Annotated in this window: 16 protein-coding genes; 6 read left to right on the plus strand and 10 right to left on the minus strand. The window is 68.0% G+C overall.

Features of this window, described 5'->3' with window-relative positions; translation table 11 throughout:
* Positions 1-109 precede the first annotated feature (109 nt).
* The 6 genes from MARKY_RS08005 (at position 110) to MARKY_RS11800 (ending at position 6,758) form a co-directional block, all read left to right on the plus strand.
* Complete coding sequence (locus tag MARKY_RS08005) at positions 110-1,270, plus strand: acyl-CoA dehydrogenase family protein (protein ID WP_013704370.1); 1,161 nt, start codon at positions 110-112, stop codon at positions 1,268-1,270.
* 1 nt (position 1,271) lies between these two features.
* On the plus strand, positions 1,272-2,177 hold the full coding sequence (gene holA / locus MARKY_RS08010) for a DNA polymerase III subunit delta (protein WP_013704371.1): 906 nt from the start codon (positions 1,272-1,274) through the stop codon (positions 2,175-2,177).
* A 67-nt stretch (positions 2,178-2,244) separates the two neighbouring features.
* Positions 2,245-3,639 carry a TldD/PmbA family protein gene (locus MARKY_RS08015; RefSeq protein WP_013704372.1) on the plus strand — a complete coding sequence of 465 codons (1,395 nt, stop codon included), beginning with the start codon at positions 2,245-2,247 and terminating at the stop codon, positions 3,637-3,639.
* A 12-nt stretch (positions 3,640-3,651) separates the two neighbouring features.
* Positions 3,652-4,965 carry a TldD/PmbA family protein gene (locus MARKY_RS08020; protein ID WP_013704373.1) on the plus strand — a complete coding sequence of 438 codons (1,314 nt, stop codon included), beginning with the start codon at positions 3,652-3,654 and terminating at the stop codon, positions 4,963-4,965.
* A gap of 180 nt (positions 4,966-5,145) precedes the next feature.
* A complete protein-coding gene (locus MARKY_RS08025) occupies positions 5,146-6,651 on the plus strand; it encodes a sodium-dependent transporter (protein ID WP_013704374.1) in 1,506 nt (501 codons plus the stop codon).
* Positions 6,648-6,758, plus strand: a complete 111-nt coding sequence (locus MARKY_RS11800) for a MetS family NSS transporter small subunit (RefSeq protein WP_013704375.1) — start codon at positions 6,648-6,650, stop codon at positions 6,756-6,758. The genes MARKY_RS08025 and MARKY_RS11800 overlap by 4 nt, the downstream gene beginning before the upstream one ends.
* A 130-nt stretch (positions 6,759-6,888) precedes the next feature.
* Here the strand turns inward: MARKY_RS11800 and MARKY_RS08030 are convergent, their stop codons facing one another.
* The 10 genes from MARKY_RS08030 to MARKY_RS08070 all read right to left on the minus strand — a co-directional run bounded on the left by MARKY_RS08030 (position 6,889) and on the right by MARKY_RS08070 (position 14,975).
* On the minus strand, positions 6,889-7,182 hold the full coding sequence (locus MARKY_RS08030) for a hypothetical protein (protein ID WP_013704376.1): 294 nt from the start codon (positions 7,180-7,182) through the stop codon (positions 6,889-6,891).
* 248 nt (positions 7,183-7,430) lie between these two features.
* On the minus strand, positions 7,431-7,583 hold the full coding sequence (locus MARKY_RS11915) for a hypothetical protein (protein ID WP_013704377.1): 153 nt from the start codon (positions 7,581-7,583) through the stop codon (positions 7,431-7,433).
* Between the two features lie 25 nt (positions 7,584-7,608).
* Positions 7,609-8,460, minus strand: coding sequence for a hypothetical protein (locus tag MARKY_RS08035; RefSeq protein ID WP_013704378.1), 852 nt, complete (start codon positions 8,458-8,460; stop codon positions 7,609-7,611).
* Between the two features lie 432 nt (positions 8,461-8,892).
* Entirely contained in the window at positions 8,893-9,528 is a 636-nt protein-coding gene (locus MARKY_RS08040) for a V-type ATP synthase subunit D (RefSeq protein WP_013704380.1), read from the minus strand.
* 19 nt (positions 9,529-9,547) lie between these two features.
* Positions 9,548-10,960, minus strand: coding sequence for a V-type ATP synthase subunit B (locus tag MARKY_RS08045; RefSeq protein WP_013704381.1), 1,413 nt, complete (start codon positions 10,958-10,960; stop codon positions 9,548-9,550).
* Positions 10,961-10,970: 10 nt separating this feature from the next.
* Positions 10,971-12,707: a V-type ATP synthase subunit A gene (locus MARKY_RS08050; RefSeq protein WP_013704382.1), complete on the minus strand. Its 1,737-nt coding sequence runs from the start codon at positions 12,705-12,707 to the stop codon at positions 10,971-10,973.
* 80 nt (positions 12,708-12,787) lie between these two features.
* Positions 12,788-13,111, minus strand: coding sequence for a V-type ATP synthase subunit F (locus MARKY_RS08055; protein WP_174490738.1), 324 nt, complete (start codon positions 13,109-13,111; stop codon positions 12,788-12,790).
* A 2-nt stretch (positions 13,112-13,113) separates the two neighbouring features.
* On the minus strand, positions 13,114-14,097 hold the full coding sequence (locus MARKY_RS08060; RefSeq protein WP_013704384.1) for a V-type ATPase subunit: 984 nt from the start codon (positions 14,095-14,097) through the stop codon (positions 13,114-13,116).
* Positions 14,098-14,106: 9 nt separating this feature from the next.
* Positions 14,107-14,673: a V-type ATP synthase subunit E gene (locus MARKY_RS08065; RefSeq protein WP_013704385.1), complete on the minus strand. Its 567-nt coding sequence runs from the start codon at positions 14,671-14,673 to the stop codon at positions 14,107-14,109.
* Positions 14,673-14,975: an ATP synthase subunit K gene (locus tag MARKY_RS08070; RefSeq protein WP_041658368.1), complete on the minus strand. Its 303-nt coding sequence runs from the start codon at positions 14,973-14,975 to the stop codon at positions 14,673-14,675. Before MARKY_RS08070 ends, MARKY_RS08065 begins: the two co-directional genes overlap by 1 nt.
* Positions 14,976-14,982: the final 7 nt, after the last annotated feature.

Raw genomic sequence — 14,982 nt, forward strand, 5'->3', positions numbered from 1 at the left:
CCTCCCACGCTGTGTTGCGCCCAGATTCTACCCCGAAAACGCGGAACGTTGCAAAGGTTGCCGCCGCCTTCACCCGGGGGGTATCTTAGGCGCGAGAGCGAGGGAAACCATGCTGGACTACTACCAGGTCGCAGAGCTCTTCACCCCGGAAGAACGCCAGGTCCAGGCCGCCGCACGGAAGTTCCTCGAGGCCGAGGCCCTGCCCCACATCGCCCAGTGGTGGGAGGAGGGCGTCTTCCCCAAGCACCTCATCCCCCGGTTCGGGGAGATGGGGTTTTTGGGGGCGAACCTCCCCAGCGCGTACGGCGCGGCCGAGGTCAGCAACGTCGCGTACGGCCTGATCATGTACGAGCTCGAGCGCGTGGACTCCGGGCTGCGGAGCTTCGCCTCGGTCCAGGGCGCGCTCGTGATGTACCCCATCTACGCCTTCGGGTCCGAGGAGCAAAAACAGCGGTACCTGCCCGAGCTCGCCGCGGGCCGGCTCGTCGGCTGCTTCGGCCTCACCGAGCCCGACGGCGGGTCCGACCCGGACGCGAACATGAAGACCCGCGCCCGCAGGGACGGCGATCACTACGTCCTCTCAGGCACGAAGATGTGGATCACCAACGGGAACATCGCGGACATCGCCATCATCTGGGCCAAGGACGAGGAGGGCGTGGTGCGGGGCTTCATCGTGCCCACCGACGCGCCAGGCTTCACCGCGAACGAGGTCAAGCACAAGATGAGCCTCCGGGCCTCGGTGACGAGCGAGCTCGTCCTCGATGAGGTGCGCGTGCACAAGGACCAGATGCTCCCCAAGGCCCAGGGGCTGCGCGCGCCTCTCGCCTGCCTCACCCAGGCCCGCTACGGGATCGCCTGGGGCGCGATGGGGGCCCTCGAGGCCGTGTACACTGAAGCCCTCGAGTTCGCCTCGAGCCGCGTCACCTTCGGCCGCCCGATCGCCGCCCGTCAGATGGTGCAGCACAAGCTGGTGGAGATGCTCACCGCGCACACCCAAGGCCTCCTCCTCGCCTGGCGGCTCGGGCGCTTGAAGGACGCGGGCCGCCTCACCTACACCCAGGTCTCCCTCGCCAAGCGCCAGAACGTGCGCGCCGCGTTGCAGGCCGCCCGCACCGCGCGCGAGATCCTCGGGGGGAACGGGATCACCCTCGAGTACCACGCGATCCGGCACATGCTGAACCTAGAGACGGTGGACACCTACGAGGGCACCCACGACATCCACACCTTCATCGTGGGCCGGGACATCACCGGCAAGAACGCGCTGGGGTAGCGTGATCGTTGCCTTCACCGGCGACCCGTACCTGGCCCGGCAGGCGTTGTTACGGGAGGCCGAATTGAAGGGGCTCGCCCCGCGCCTCCTGCCCCCGGATCCCGCCCGGCTCCAGCAGGCAGCCGCAGGCGGGTTGTTCGGCCCCTCCGGGGCCCTCGTGGACCTCAGGGAGGCCGCCGAGGCCGAGTGGAAGGCCCTCCGGCCCGTCCTCGAAGCCCTTCCCGCGGACGCGCTCGTTCTGCTCCTGGATCCCAAACCCCCCGCGGCGCGGAGCCGCTGGTACAAGGCGCGCGCCGAGGTGCGGGACCACCCCACCCCGAGGTGGAAGGACCGGGTGCGCTGGGTGGAGAACGAGCTCAAATCCCGCGGCATCAAAGCCCCCAGCGCGGTCGCGCAGTACCTCGCGGGCCTCGAGGGCGACCTGGAGGCCCTGGCGATGGAGCTGGAGAAGCTCGAGCTCCTCTCCCCCCCGCTCAGCGTGGAGAAGGTGCGGGCGGTGGTGGCCCTCGAAGCGCCCTTGAGCGCGTTTGATCTGGTGCGCGCGGTGACGGAAGGACGGTTCCGCGAGGCGCTCCAGCACCTCCGCACCCTCCTGGCGCGCGGCGAGGAACCCTTGCGCATCCTGGGGGCCTTGAGCTGGCAGTACACGACCCTAGCCAAGGCCTGGGCCCTCCTCGCGGAGAACCCCTTGCTTGGGGAGAAGGAGGCCGCGGGGCTGCTAGGGGTGCACCCGTACGCGGCGCGCCAGGCCCTCCTGCTCGCGAAGCGGCTCGACGAAGCGCGCCTACGCCAGGCGCTGGAGGCGCTCGTCGTGGCGGAACGCCGGGCGAAGGAGGCCGGGAACCCGGTCCGAGCGCTTGAAGAAGCCTTGTGGCGTCTGACCCGACTGTTTTCGAAACCGAAATAACGCGGCGAACGCGGACGGTCACCCAGGTTACTGACCCGCCGGTCACTCGCCGGGTTAGAATACGCGCATGCTACAACCCGAACTCGTTTCGAAACTCCTAACGACCGCACATCAGTACGGTGCCGACTTCGCCGAGGTCTACGTCGAGCGCTGGCGGCGGCGCCACCTGCGCGTGCTAAACCGCGAGGTCAAGGAAGCCCTCTCCGGCCTCGAGTACGGGGCCGGGGTGCGATTGTTCTTTGGGACGGAGGTGGTGTACGCCTACACCAACGACCTCTCCGAAGCGAACCTCCTCGAAGTCACCGAGACGCTCGCCCGGCTCAAGGGCGAGAAAGGCCGCGTGGACGCCCGCGGCGCGGGAGGGCTGGATTTCCGAAAGCAGACCGCCACGGGGCTGCACGCCCCCAAGATGCCCCTCGAATCCCAGGACAAGCGCTACCGCCTCGAGCGCCTCCTCGAGGCGGAGGCCGCGGCCCGCGTCGCTCCGGAGATCAAGCGAGTGGAGACGCGCTTGCTGGAGTGGGACCAGGAGGTGCTCGTCGCCAACAGCGAGGGGGCGTGGGTGGAGGACCGCCGGGTGCGCACGCGCCTGGTCGTGGTGGCCATCGCCGAGGACGAACGCGGCGCCCAGACCGGCTCGGCCGGGCCGGGCTTGAGCGCGGGCCTCGAGCTCTTCGAGCGTTTCCCGCCCGCCGAGGTGGGCCGGCGCGCCGGCATGCAAGCCCTCACGAACCTGCGGGCACGCCCCGCCCCCGCGGGCACGATGCCGGTAGTGATCGGCAACGCCTTCGGCGGCGTGATCTTCCACGAGGCCCTGGGGCACCTCTTGGAGACCACCTCGGTGGCCAAAAAGGCCTCGGTCCTCTCGGACAAACTAGGGGAACCGGTGGCGAGCCCGGTCGTGACCTACATCGATGACGGCACGCTGGCGCACGGGTGGGGGTCCTCGGAGTACGACGACGAAGGCCACCCCACGGAGCGCACCGTCCTGATCGAGAACGGCGTGCTCAAGAGCTACATGGTGGACCGGCTCGGCAGCCTCAAAACAGGGTACCGTCCCACCGGCTCGGGCCGCCGGCAGGACTACACCTTCGCCCCCACGAGCCGCATGCGCAACACCTTCATCGCCCCCGGCGACACCCCGAAAGAAGCGCTGTTCGAGGGGATCGAGTTCGGCCTGTACGCCGCCGACATGGGGGGCGGGCAGGTCCGCCCCGGCTCGGGCGAGTACAACTTCGCGGTCAAGGAAGGGTACATCATTCGCAAGGGCCGCATCGAGGAGCCCGTGCGCGGCGCGATGCTTGTCGGCAAAGGCCCGGAAACCATCCAGAGGATCGTGGCGGTCTCGGACGACCTCGCGAACGCCCCCGGCATGTGCGGTTCGCTCTCCGGCTCGATCCCCGTAGAGGTCGGGCAACCGCACCTATTGGTGAGCGAACTCGTGGTCGGCGGGCAGGCGTAACCGGAGGGAACGATGACCTTTGAAGAAGCGAAAACCTACCTGCTCGAGCGCGCCCAGGCACTCAGGGTGCAGCTCGAGGTGTTCGGCAGTCACCAGCGCGAGCTCAGCCTCAAGGCGCACGAGGGCCGGCTCGAGGAGGTCAAGCAGGCCCAGCGCGGCGGGATCGGGTTGCGCTTGGTTGAAAACGGCCGGGTCGGCTACGCCTACACGGAGGACCTGACCCCCCCAAGCCTCGACTGGGCGCTGGAAGAAGCCCGGCAGAACGCCGCTTTGCAGTCCGAAACCGGGGGGTTCCTCCCCAAAGGTCACGCCCTCGGCCACCAGGACACGCTCGGCGAGGGCCTGTCCGCTCCGCTCGAAGCGAAACAACGCGCGGCCCTCGAGTTTGAGGCCAACCTCCGGAAGGACCCGCGCGTGGGGCAGGTCATGTTCGCCGGGTACACCGAGCGCGAGGTGGCGGTCCACCTGGGCTCCACCGAGGGGGCCTCCGGAACCTACCGCGCGGGGCTGGCCGGCCTTATGGGCTCGATGGTGATGCGTGAAGGCACGAGCCTCAAGCAGGGCTGGGGCGCGGACTGGGCCGGTGAGTTCCACGTCCTCGACCCTGGACGCACCGCCCACACCCTCCTGGAGCGTACGGGGCGGCTTCTGGGGGCGCGTCCCCTCAAGACCGGCCGGTACACCGCGTACCTCGAGCCGCGGGCCTTCGCGCACCTGCTCCTCGCCTTTTGGAGCTTATGGAGCGGTAAAGCCGTCCTCGAGGGGAAGAGCCGGCTCGCGGGCAAGCTCGGCACGCGCATCGCGAGCCCGGCGGTTACGCTGGTGGACGACCCCACGTTCCCGCAGGGCCTCGTGCGCAGGCCCTTCGACGCGGAAGGCACCCCTGCCCGCCGCACCGTGCTGGTGGAGGCGGGAGTGCTGCGGAACTACCTGACGAACAGCGAGGCGGCGCTGCGGCTCGGCGTGGCGAACACCGGGCACGCCGCGCGCGACTACCGGGGCACCCTCGGGGTGGCCCCCACGAACCTCGTGGTCGAACCCGGAGCGGGCGTGACCTTCGAGACGGGCGTGATCGTCAGCGAGGTGATGGGGGTGCACGCCGGGGCCAACCCCATCTCGGGGGAGTTCTCCCTGCAGGCGCTCGGGCTTTGGGTGGAAGATGGGGAAATACGCCATCCCGTGGAAAACTTTGCGATTAGCGGGAACTTCCTCGAGCTTCTCGAGCGCGTAGTTGCGGTAGGGGCGGAGCTCGAGTGGACGTTCATGGGCGTGGCGGTTGGGACGCCTGTTGTGGCGGTAGCGGACCTTTCCTTCGCGGGAGCGTAGGGACACCTATCCCGATGGGGCGGCCACAGGCCGCCCCATTTTTACTCGGTCCAAAACTTTACGCAGGCTTGACTCGAGGCCTCGAATTATGAATAATTCATCCTGACCGACCGAGATACCGCGTAACCGACGGCTTGACATCGTGGCATACATCTATTTTTTTGTGGGGAGGTTAGAACCTTGCAGCGAGAAACTTGGGCTACCCGTACCGGATTCGTGTTGGCCGCGGTAGGTTCGGCCATCGGGTTGGGGAACATCTGGCGGTTCCCCTACGTCACGTACGAGAACGGCGGCGGCGCGTTCTTGCTACCCTACCTCATCGCCCTGTTCACCGCCGGCATTCCCCTACTGATCTTTGAGTTCGCCATCGGGCACAAGTACCGGGGATCGGCTCCCCTAGCGCTGCGCCGCATCTCGGAGAAGTGGGAGTGGCTCGGGTGGTGGCCGGTCCTGGTCTCCTTCGTCATCACGCTGTACTACACGGTGGTCATCGCCTGGGCGGTGAGCTACGCGTGGTTCGCGCTCACGCAGGCCTGGGGCGCGGACACCAAGGGTTTCTTCTTCGGCTCGTACCTGGGCCTCCCGGATACCTTCTGGCCCACGGGCGGGCTGCAGCCCTCGGTTGCCATCGCCCTCATCCTGGTGTGGATCGCCTCCTTCCTCATCATGGTGCGAGGGGTGAGTGAGGGTATCGAACGCGCCAATAAGATCTTCATGCCCTTGTTGCTGGTGCTGATGCTCATCATCACCCTGCGCGGCATCACGCTGCCCGGTGCGGTCGAGGGGCTGAACCACCTCTTCACCCCGGACTGGAGCAAGCTCTTCGACGGCAAGGTCTGGCTCGCCGCGTACGGCCAGATCTTCTTCAGCCTGAGCGTCGGGCTCGGCGTGATGATCACCTACGCGAGCTACCTGCCGAAGAAGGCCGACCTCACCAACAACGCCTTCATCACTGCGCTCGCCAACAGCGGGTTCAGCCTGCTTGCCGCGCTCGGCGTGTTCGGCGCGATCGGCTTCATGGCCCAGGCCCAGGGGGTGCCGGTCAACGAGGTCGCCGCGGGCGGCGTGGGTCTCGCCTTCATCGTCTTCCCGCAGATCCTCAACTCCTTCCCGGCCTTGGGGGGCCTGTTCGGCTTCCTCTTCTTCGTCGCGCTCGTGGTTGCGGGCATGTCCTCCCTGATCTCCCTGGTGAACGTGGTCGCCCAGTCCGTGGCGGACAAGTTTGGCATCTCCTACAAGCAGGCCGTCATTGGCGTGCACGTGGTGGCCTTCCTGGGCAGCCTGCTCTTTGCCACCAAGGCCGGCCTCATCTACCTGGACATCGTGGACCACTTCATCAACAACTACGGCATCGCCCTGATCGGGCTGGCCGAGGTGGTTGCGGTGTTCTGGATCTGGAAGATCTTCGGGCCGCTGGCGGATCACGCTGACAGCGTCTCCGACTTCCGCGTGAGCCGTCCCTGGCTCCTCCTCTCCGCGGGGATCCTCACCCCGATCCTGCTCACCGTCATGGCCTGGAAGGCCCTCGCCGCCGACCTCGCCCAGCCGTACGGGGGCTACCCCATGGGCCTGCTGATCGGTTTCGGCTGGCTGACGGTCCTCCTCGTGATCGTGGCCGCCTTCCTGATTCAGCGGCTGCCCTGGGGCCGCAGCGTCGCGGTTGAGATGGAAAGGAGGGAAGCATGAAACCCATCGCGCTTCTGATGTTCCTCATCGCCGCCACCCTCCTTTGGGGCGGACTCGCGGTCTGCCTGCGCATCGCCCTGCGCCGCGAGCAAGAGCACAACACCTAACCCCTACTCCCAAGCGTCACCTAACGCTGCCCCTCCCGGACTTTAGGCCGGGAGGGGCACGGTGTTATGGTGGGCCAGGACCGCGAGGCGAACCCCAAGCGCAAGGTGGGGGCCTCCATCCTCCGCACCCTTACCCCTCACTCCCAACGCGCAGGACGAACCCGCCTGTGGGCGCGCTCTTCACCCACCAGGTGTACCCCCCGAACAGGCGACGTGCGAGGCCCTCGGCTTCCGCGACGCGCGCGTAGAGGCGGGCGGTGATGCGGTAGTCGGGCTCGAGCCCGTACGCGCGGCGCTCCTCGAGGTCCGCTTCCGTCACGGACCGCGCGCGGATCGTGATCACGTCCCCCTCCCGCTCCAGCTGGAGGAGGTCCAGGTCGTACCTCCAGTGGGTCTCGCTCGCAGGGAACTCCAGGGCGTGCACGACCTCAAAGCGCCCGTTCTCGAGGGGCTGGATCCGCTCGCTCCCCTATGTTTTGGAGGATCTCGAGGCCCTCCTGAAGAATCACGGCGGTTCCTCGGGGCTGACCCCGGGGTCGAGGAGCAACAGGTCCGCCACGCGCAGCGTGACGCGCCCGTCCGGGTGGATCTCGAGCTGGTAATCTTCCCGCTCAGGGACGGGCAAGCACCCCCGAGCAGGAACAGGAGCGCGAAGAGGAGCGGCGCGCGTGCCTAGGTCCGCATCACGTCCTTGATGCGCGGCGCGGCCGCGCGCGCGTCCAGGGCCAGGCAGCGGCCCCGGTTCAGGAGAAACCTTCGAAGGGCCTCCACGAAAAACGGTGCGCGGAGTTGCTGGGTGAGGGGCGGAGCGGCTTCCTTTTCCATGCTTACCTCCTCCTTTCCTCTGGTTTCAGCTTGTGATCTTCGGGCCGGGCGGCGGCACCTGCGCGAGGACGCGCTCCAGGTCCGCGGTCGCCTGGTACGCGCCGCGGGGCAGCTCGAGGCGCTTATCCTCCCCCATCGCGGCCAGGACGACCTCTTCCCCGGGCTTGAGGGGCGCGTCCAGGTGCGGGGGGTACGCCTCCGGGTAGAGCTCGAGGGCCCGCTCGACGCGCCGCCGTTGGGCGGTCTCGAGGGCCCGCGTGGCTGCGTCCGGTAATAGCTCCGGCTCGAGGACGCGGATGGGTGCGCCTAGCTGGGGGAGTCCGCTGTACGCGGCGCGGACCGCCTCGAGGACCCGGGGGTCCGGCCGGTCCAGGTACAGGTTCAGGGGCACCACGGCGGGGGCGGGCTCGAGGAGGGGTTTCCGCGCCGGCGTCCAGTCCAGGGGGGCGTCCCCCCGGAGCCGGGGGAGGAGGGCGAGGGGCGGGTGGAAGTCCTCGGCGGGGTGCAGCACGCGGCTCACGGCGCCCTCGAGGCCCGCCTCCCCCAGCGGTCGCGTGAAGCCCCGGTGGACGCCCTCGGGCAGGGCGGTGCGCCACGCGGCGAGGGCCGGGACGCAGAGGGGCAGGCCGAGCCGCACGACCCACCTCCCGTCGGGCCGTCGCTCGACCGCGTAGGCGCGCGCGACCTGGCGCAGGACGCGGTAGGGCGCGTCGGGGTCGTCGGGGAAGGCCGCGTGCAGGTCGGCCTCGAGGGTGCTCGCTTCGACGGGCTCACGCATCCAGGCGCGCTCAAAGCGCGCGCGGAGCGGCTCGAGGGCGAACGGGTCGTCCTCGGGGAGTTCGGCGCACAGGGCAAGGATGTCTTCAAGTAGGCTCATCAGATGACCTCCTCTGGGGAACGCAGCGCGTCCAGCGCCCATCATCGAAACGCCAGAGCTCGGCGAAGTGCACGCGCGGTCGCCGCTACCACCGCCGAGTTGGGGAGCGCAGGATGTACACGAGGATTTTTCTGCGCTGCTCACACTCGAAGTAGATGTTGTGGTGGCTTTTAAGTTCAGTAATCGTCTCACTGACCTCGTACATGCCGCTGCTCCTACACTGCGTGGGCCTGCTCCGGCGCTTTCCGTGTGCGTCCCGTTCGGGGTGGCGCGGCGGGGTTCGCGTCGCTCCCTGACCCGCGGTATCGTATAGGATCTACTTAGCAAGTAGTATAGCGTTCTGCGCGTAAAAATCAAGCAGCGGTTCCCGATCCCTCCGCATAAAAAGCCCGGCCCGCTTATTGCGGGCCGGGCCGAACCAACCACCAACGGCTAGGCTTTGGCCTCTGCCTCCTCGCGCGCTTCGATCTTGCCCTTAATCCGCTTGAGGCGGAAGATGTCCTCACGCTCCCGCTGCTCGAGCACCTGCTGGATGAAGCGGATCTGTCCCTGAATGCCGGGGATAACCACCTGCTCGAGCGCGTTCACGCGGCGCGTGGTCTTCTTGATCTCCTCACCGATCCGCCGCAAGCGCGTCTCGGTGTTCGCGACCGCCACCAAAGCCTCCGCGAACTGCCGAAAGGCCTCCTGCGCCTTCAGGGTCTGCCCGCCGGTAGCGATGGGGCTGCCCGCCAACCCCTCGGGCCACGCGACCTCGAGGCGCGGCACTCGAGTGCCCCAAACGTTCTCCACCTGGGCCTCCACGCCGGAGAGCAACGGCACGCCCAGCGTCGCGGCCTCCACCGCCTCCGGACCGTCAAACGCCTTGGCCAGGAACAAGGCCATGTACGCCTCGCGCGCCGCCGCGTTCAAGCGCTTGCGGGCCTCGAGGGTGTCGCGCACCAGGGCGAAGAACTCCCCCACCAACGCGTCGCGTTTCTTCTTGAGGAGGTCCACCCCGCGCTGCGCGAGCCGCAACTGGCCGCGGCGCTGCAGGAGGGCCATTCGGGTGGGGCTGATCTGGCTCATACGACCTCCCTAAGCGCGACTAGACCTGCGACGGCGCACCCCACAGCTCCTCGAGCTTCTTGCCGTAGTACTTGTCGATATGGTCCCGCGATACGCGCTTCAGCTCGGACTGCGGCAGCATCGAGAGCAACGCCCAGGCGAGCTCGAGGGACTCCTCCAAGCTCCGGTTCTGGTCGCCCTGGTTGATGAAGTGCTTCTCGAACGCCTCGGCGAACTCGAGGTAACGGCGGTCGTTTTCGGTCAGGGCGTCCTCACCGATGATCGCCACGAGGCGCCGGATGTCCTCGCCGTTGGCGTAGGCCGAGTACAGCTGGTCGGAGACCTGCTTGTGGTCCTCGCGGGTCTTGCCTTTCCCGATCCCGTTGTTCGCGAGACGGGAGAGGGAGGGCAGCGGGTTGATCGGCGGGAAGATGCCCTTGCGGTGCAGCTCGCGCGAGAGCTGGATCTGCCCTTCGGTGATGTACCCCGTGAGGTCCGGGATGGGGTGGGTGCGGTCGTCGTCCGGCATCGAGAGGATCGGGATCTGGGTGACCGACCCCTTCTTGCCCTCAACCACACCCGCCCGCTCGTAGATGCTCGCGAGGTCGGTGTACATGTACCCGGGGTAACCGCGCCGGCCGGGGATCTCCTCGCGCGAAGCCCCGATCTCGCGCAGCGCCTCGCAGTAGTTGGTCATGTCGGTCAGGATGACCAGCACGTGGTAGTCGTGCTCGAACGCGAGGTACTCCGCGGTGGTGAGGGCCATGCGCGGGGTTAGGATCCGCTCGATCGTGGGGTCGTCCGCGCGGTTGAGGAAGAGGACCGAGCGGGAGAGCGCCCCGGTGCGCTCGAACTCCTGCACGAAGTAGGCCAGCTCGCGCTGGGTGATCCCCATCGCGGCGAAGACCACCGCGAACTGCACGTCCTCGCCGGGCACGGTGGCCTGACGCGCGATCTGCGCGGCGAGTTCGTTCGCGGGCAGGCCCGACCCGGAGAAGATCGGGAGCTTCTGCCCGCGGATCAGGGTGTTCATCACGTCGATGGTGGAGATGCCCGTCTGGATGAACTCCTCGGGCTTCCGGCGCGCCACCGGGTTGATCGGCGAACCCACGATGGGAAGGCGTTTCTCCGGCGTCACGGGGGGCAGGCCGTCGATGGGCTTCCCGATCCCGTTGAACCGGCGGCCGAGCATCTCCTTGGAGACCCCAAGGCGCGCGACGTCCTCCACCAGGCTCACCGAGGTCGTGGCCAGGTCCAGGCCGGTGGTTTCCTCGAACACCTGGATGACCGCGTACTCCTCGGAGACCTCGATCACCTGGCCGCCGCGCACCCGCCCGGTGGCGTCCTTGATCTCCACGATCGCGCCGTAGGCGAGGTCCTTGGCGTTCTCCACGAAGAGCAGCGGCCCGGAAATGTAGGTCAGCGAGGTGTATTCCTTCTTCAGAAGATCCATAACTCCCCCCTCAGGCCACCTGCTTGAACGCAGAGGCGATCTCCTTCAAGACCTCCTCGAGGTAGGCCGGGAACTTATCCTCGGAGACGTACCGCGCTCGCCCGATCCGCTCCACAACCGGGTGCTGGATGATCTCGTCGATGGAAACGCCCCGCTTGATGGCGGCCTCGGCCTCGGTGTAGAAGTCCAGGATCATGCGCATGATGCCGTAGGCCTTCTTCATGGAGCAGTAGGCGTCGATCTCATCGAAGGCGTTCTGCTGCAGGAAGTCCTCCCGGATGATGCGGCCCACCTCGATCACCAGGCGCTCCGCGTCCTGAAGCGCGTCCGGACCCACGAGCTGCACCACCTCGGCGAGCGAAGCCTCGCGCTGCAGCAGCTCGCTGATCGCGTTGCGCACCTCCGGGTAGTCCTCCGCCACGTTCTCGCGGTACCAGGGCTCGAGGATCCCCGTGAACAGCGAGTACGAGCCGTTCCAGTTGATCGCGGGGAAGTGCCGGCGGAAGGCGAGCGAGGCGTCGAGCCGCCAGAACGCCCCCACGATGCGCAGCGTGGACTGGGTGACCGGCTCGCTCATGTCACCGCCCGCGGGGCTCACCGCCCCGACGATCGAGACCGCTCCGGGTTCCCCGGCGAGCGTCACCACCTTACCGGCCCGCTCGTAGAAGGCCGCGAGGCGGGCGGCCAGGTACGGCGGGTACCCTTCCTCCGCGGGCATCTCCTCGAGGCGGCTGCTGATCTCACGCAACGCCTCGGCCCAGCGGGAGGTCGAGTCGGCCATCAACGCGACCGAGTACCCCTGGTCGCGGAAGTATTCCGCGAGGGTCACGCCGACGTAGATCGAGGCTTCGCGCGCCGCCACCGGCATGTTCGAGGTGTTCGCGATCAAGACGGTGCGGTGCATCAGGGGCCCGCCGGTCTTGGGGTCCTCGAGCTCGGGGAACTCCACCAACACGTCGGTCATCTCGTTCCCGCGCTCCCCGCACCCCACGTAGACCACGATGTCGGCGTTGGACCACTTCGCGAGGGACTGCTGCGTCACGGTCTTCCCCGAACCGAAGGGCCCCGGGATCGCGGCCGCGCCGCCCATCGCGATGGGGAAGAGCACGTCCAGAATGCGCATCCCGGTGAGGAAGGGCTCGTTCGGGTCCAGCTTCCGCTGCACGGGGCGCGGGCGGCGCACCGGCCAGCGGTGGTACATCTTCAGCTCGGTGCCGTCCTCGAGGATGACCACCGGCTCCTCGACGGTGTACTCGCCCTCGGGCTTGACCTCCTTGACCCGGCCCTTCACGTCCGGCGGCACCAGGATCTTGTGGGTGAACTGGTACTCCGGAACGGTGCCGAGGACCATGCCGCCCGTCACCTCGTCGCCGGGCTGGACGCGCGGGGTCCATTTCCACTTGCGCTCGCGGTCCAAAGCGAGCACTTCCACACCGCGGGCGATGAAGGCCCCGGTCTTCTCCCGGATCTTGTCCAGCGGGCGCTGAATCCCGTCGTAAATCGAGTTCAGCATGCCCGGCCCCAGCTCGACCGCCAGCGGCTCCCCGGTCGAGATCACCGGCTCGCCCACGGTCAGCCCGGAGGTGTCCTCGTACACCTGCACGAAGGCCGTGTCCCCATCGAGGCGGATGATCTCACCCACCAGGGCCTCACGGCCGACCTTGACGATATCGTACATTCGCGCGCCCAGCATGCCCTTGGCGATCACCGCCGGGCCCGCGATCTTTTGGATGGTTCCTTGGATCATCGTGCCTCCCTCATTTCGCTGAAAGCCTACCGCCAGCGCTGAAGGTATCACACCATTCTACTGCCCTCAGCGCCCGGCGCTCACAGCTTGATCTCGTACCCGATCGTTTCCCGCACCAAACGGCGCATGTACGCCTCCACCTCGTCGCCTTCCGCCTCCCCGAAAGCGAAGCGCAGCGACGGGAAAGGCAACAGCACCGGCAGGTCACGCCCACGCATCGCGCGCGCCACCGCCTTGTGCGGGTCCGGCAACAGGGCCTCGTTCACCGCGACCAGAGCGTAGGCGTCCTGCTCGATGAGGCCCGTCAAGACCTGGGTGGCTTCCTCAGCGGTACTCGCAACGGCCACCTCGAGTCCCGCCATCCGGAAGCCCGTGGCGGTCTCCGGGTCGGTCAGTACCGCGATCTTCATGCGCAGAACACCTCCCGCTCCACGGCTTCCACCGGAAGCTCGTAGTACGCGCGGCGGGCCAGAAGCCGGATGCGGGCCGCCTCCCACTCCTTAGCGCGGATGTAGCTCAGCACCAGCCCGGCTCCCAGGGGATCGTTCGCGCCTTGACGCGCCTTGTCCAAAAGGGCGCAGCGCAGGCCGCGCTCGAGCGCCCCCAGGTCCCGCGCTTCCACGACCGGCGCCAACGGCGTGCTTACTAGCTCATCCAGCGCGGTGAGCTCGGCGGCGGCCAAGCGGTTGAACAAGGCCAGCGTCACGTACCGGCCTCCAGCCACGAAGTACCGGTCCGCCTGCCCCGAGGCCCCGCTGGCCTGGAGTTTGAACGCGGTAGCCAGGTTCACCGCGTCGATCTCCAACGCCAAATACCCCGCCAGGAAGACGTCGTCCAGGCGTTTCGCCTGCCGCAACAACCCCTCGTAGAAGGTGCGGTCCAGCTCGACCTCGAGCTCAAAGGGGTCCTGCGTCTTCTGCAGCGCCTCGCGCACGGCGCGGGCGAGGGGGTGGCCGGGCAGCAGGAGGATCTGGGCCATCGAAGCCGCGTCGGGCGCCTCGAGGAGGGCGTTCAGGATCCCCTCAGGCAACGTGCCGCCCGCCAGGCGCCCCTTGATCTCCTCCGCGGGCTGCCCAGCCGCCTTGCCGCGCAGGATGGCCTTGACGTTCACGAGGTCCGCGCGCACCAAGAGGAGCTGCAGCGCCTCCCGCGCCGCTCCCGTGACGAGGCGGGGCAGGTCCCCGACGCGGCGCGCCAGGTGCTGCGCCACCGCGCGGTCCACGCTCTCCAGGTCCTCGCCCGCCAGGTCCGGCGCGTACGCGGTCTCCCCGAGTAGCCGCAGGAAGTCCGCGAAGGAAAGGTGCAGCGCCTCCTGGAAAAACCCCTCGGGAAGGAGCTCACCTCGGCGCGCGCGCACCCGAGCGTTCAGGTAACCGAAATCGTCCGCCACCCTACCTCCTCACCCCCAGAGGATCTGGGCGACCCGGGCGGAGAGCGTCTCCCAAGCGCGCTCGAGGCGTTCGGGAAGCGTGTTCTCCACCTGGCTCTTGCCGCCCTTCGCCACGACCCGCACCCCAAGCCGCAGCTGGGCGTCGGTGCGGAGCTCGAGCCCGCGCTCCTGCGCCCAGGTCTGGAGGTGCGCGGCGTCCTCCGGGTTGACCACGACGGCTTCAGCCTCACCCAAGGCCCCGACCGCCTCCTCGGCCAGCTTCTGCAGGACCTCGGCGTACTCCGGCTTGGCCGCTAAGCCCTCGAGGGCCTCGAGGACCTTGGCGTACACCTGGTCCACCACCTCGCCCTTGGCCTTCATGCGGGCCGTGGCCACTTGTAGCTCCGCCGCGCTTTTAGCGCGCTTGAGCGCCGCGGCTCGCTCCGCTTCGAGGGCCCGCTGCCGGGAGGCCTTGAGGGCCTCGGCCTGCTCTTGGGCCTCGCGAAGGAGGGTCCCGGCCTTGGCTTCCGCCTCGGCCAGGAGCCCGTTGATCTCCGCGAGAACCTCCTCTTGGAGGATGTTCTCGAGCTTGGGCATTAGAGGTTCCCGTTCAGCAGAATGAACGCCACGAAGCCGAAGATCACCAGGGTCTCAGGCAGGAGGAGGAAGACCAGCGCGATACCGAACATGCTGGGTTTCTCAGCCACGGCCCCCACGCCAGCCGCACCGATTCGGGCCTGCGCGATACCGGTGCCGAGCGCGCCGAGACCGATGGCGAGGCCCATGCCCACCGCGATCAAGCCACGCCCGACATCCCCAGCGGCCGCCGCCGCTTCCTCCGCCGCGAAAGCCAGAGCGCTGAGAGCCACCATAGCTAGCAGAGTGAGAACCTTCTTCATCATCCTT

Source organism: Marinithermus hydrothermalis DSM 14884, from assembly GCF_000195335.1.
GTDB classification, from domain to species: Bacteria; Deinococcota; Deinococci; order Deinococcales; family Marinithermaceae; genus Marinithermus; species Marinithermus hydrothermalis.

What these genes read in the sequence shown, in the direction of transcription:
- MARKY_RS08005 (WP_013704370.1), top strand. Translation starts at nt 110, where the DNA reads ATGCTGGACTACTACCAGGTCGCAGAGCTCTTCACCCCGGAAGAACGC.
- MARKY_RS08015 (WP_013704372.1), top strand. Translation starts at nt 2,245, where the DNA reads ATGCTACAACCCGAACTCGTTTCGAAACTCCTAACGACCGCACATCAG.
- MARKY_RS08020 (WP_013704373.1), top strand. Translation starts at nt 3,652, where the DNA reads ATGACCTTTGAAGAAGCGAAAACCTACCTGCTCGAGCGCGCCCAGGCA.
- MARKY_RS11800 (WP_013704375.1), top strand. Translation starts at nt 6,648, where the DNA reads ATGAAACCCATCGCGCTTCTGATGTTCCTCATCGCCGCCACCCTCCTT.
- MARKY_RS11915 (WP_013704377.1), bottom strand. Translation starts at nt 7,583, where the DNA reads ATGGAAAAGGAAGCCGCTCCGCCCCTCACCCAGCAACTCCGCGCACCG.
- MARKY_RS08035 (WP_013704378.1), bottom strand. Translation starts at nt 8,460, where the DNA reads ATGAGCCTACTTGAAGACATCCTTGCCCTGTGCGCCGAACTCCCCGAG.
- MARKY_RS08040 (WP_013704380.1), bottom strand. Translation starts at nt 9,528, where the DNA reads ATGAGCCAGATCAGCCCCACCCGAATGGCCCTCCTGCAGCGCCGCGGC.
- MARKY_RS08045 (WP_013704381.1), bottom strand. Translation starts at nt 10,960, where the DNA reads ATGGATCTTCTGAAGAAGGAATACACCTCGCTGACCTACATTTCCGGG.
- MARKY_RS08050 (WP_013704382.1), bottom strand. Translation starts at nt 12,707, where the DNA reads ATGATCCAAGGAACCATCCAAAAGATCGCGGGCCCGGCGGTGATCGCC.
- MARKY_RS08065 (WP_013704385.1), bottom strand. Translation starts at nt 14,673, where the DNA reads ATGCCCAAGCTCGAGAACATCCTCCAAGAGGAGGTTCTCGCGGAGATC.
- MARKY_RS08070 (WP_041658368.1), bottom strand. Translation starts at nt 14,975, where the DNA reads ATGAAGAAGGTTCTCACTCTGCTAGCTATGGTGGCTCTCAGCGCTCTG.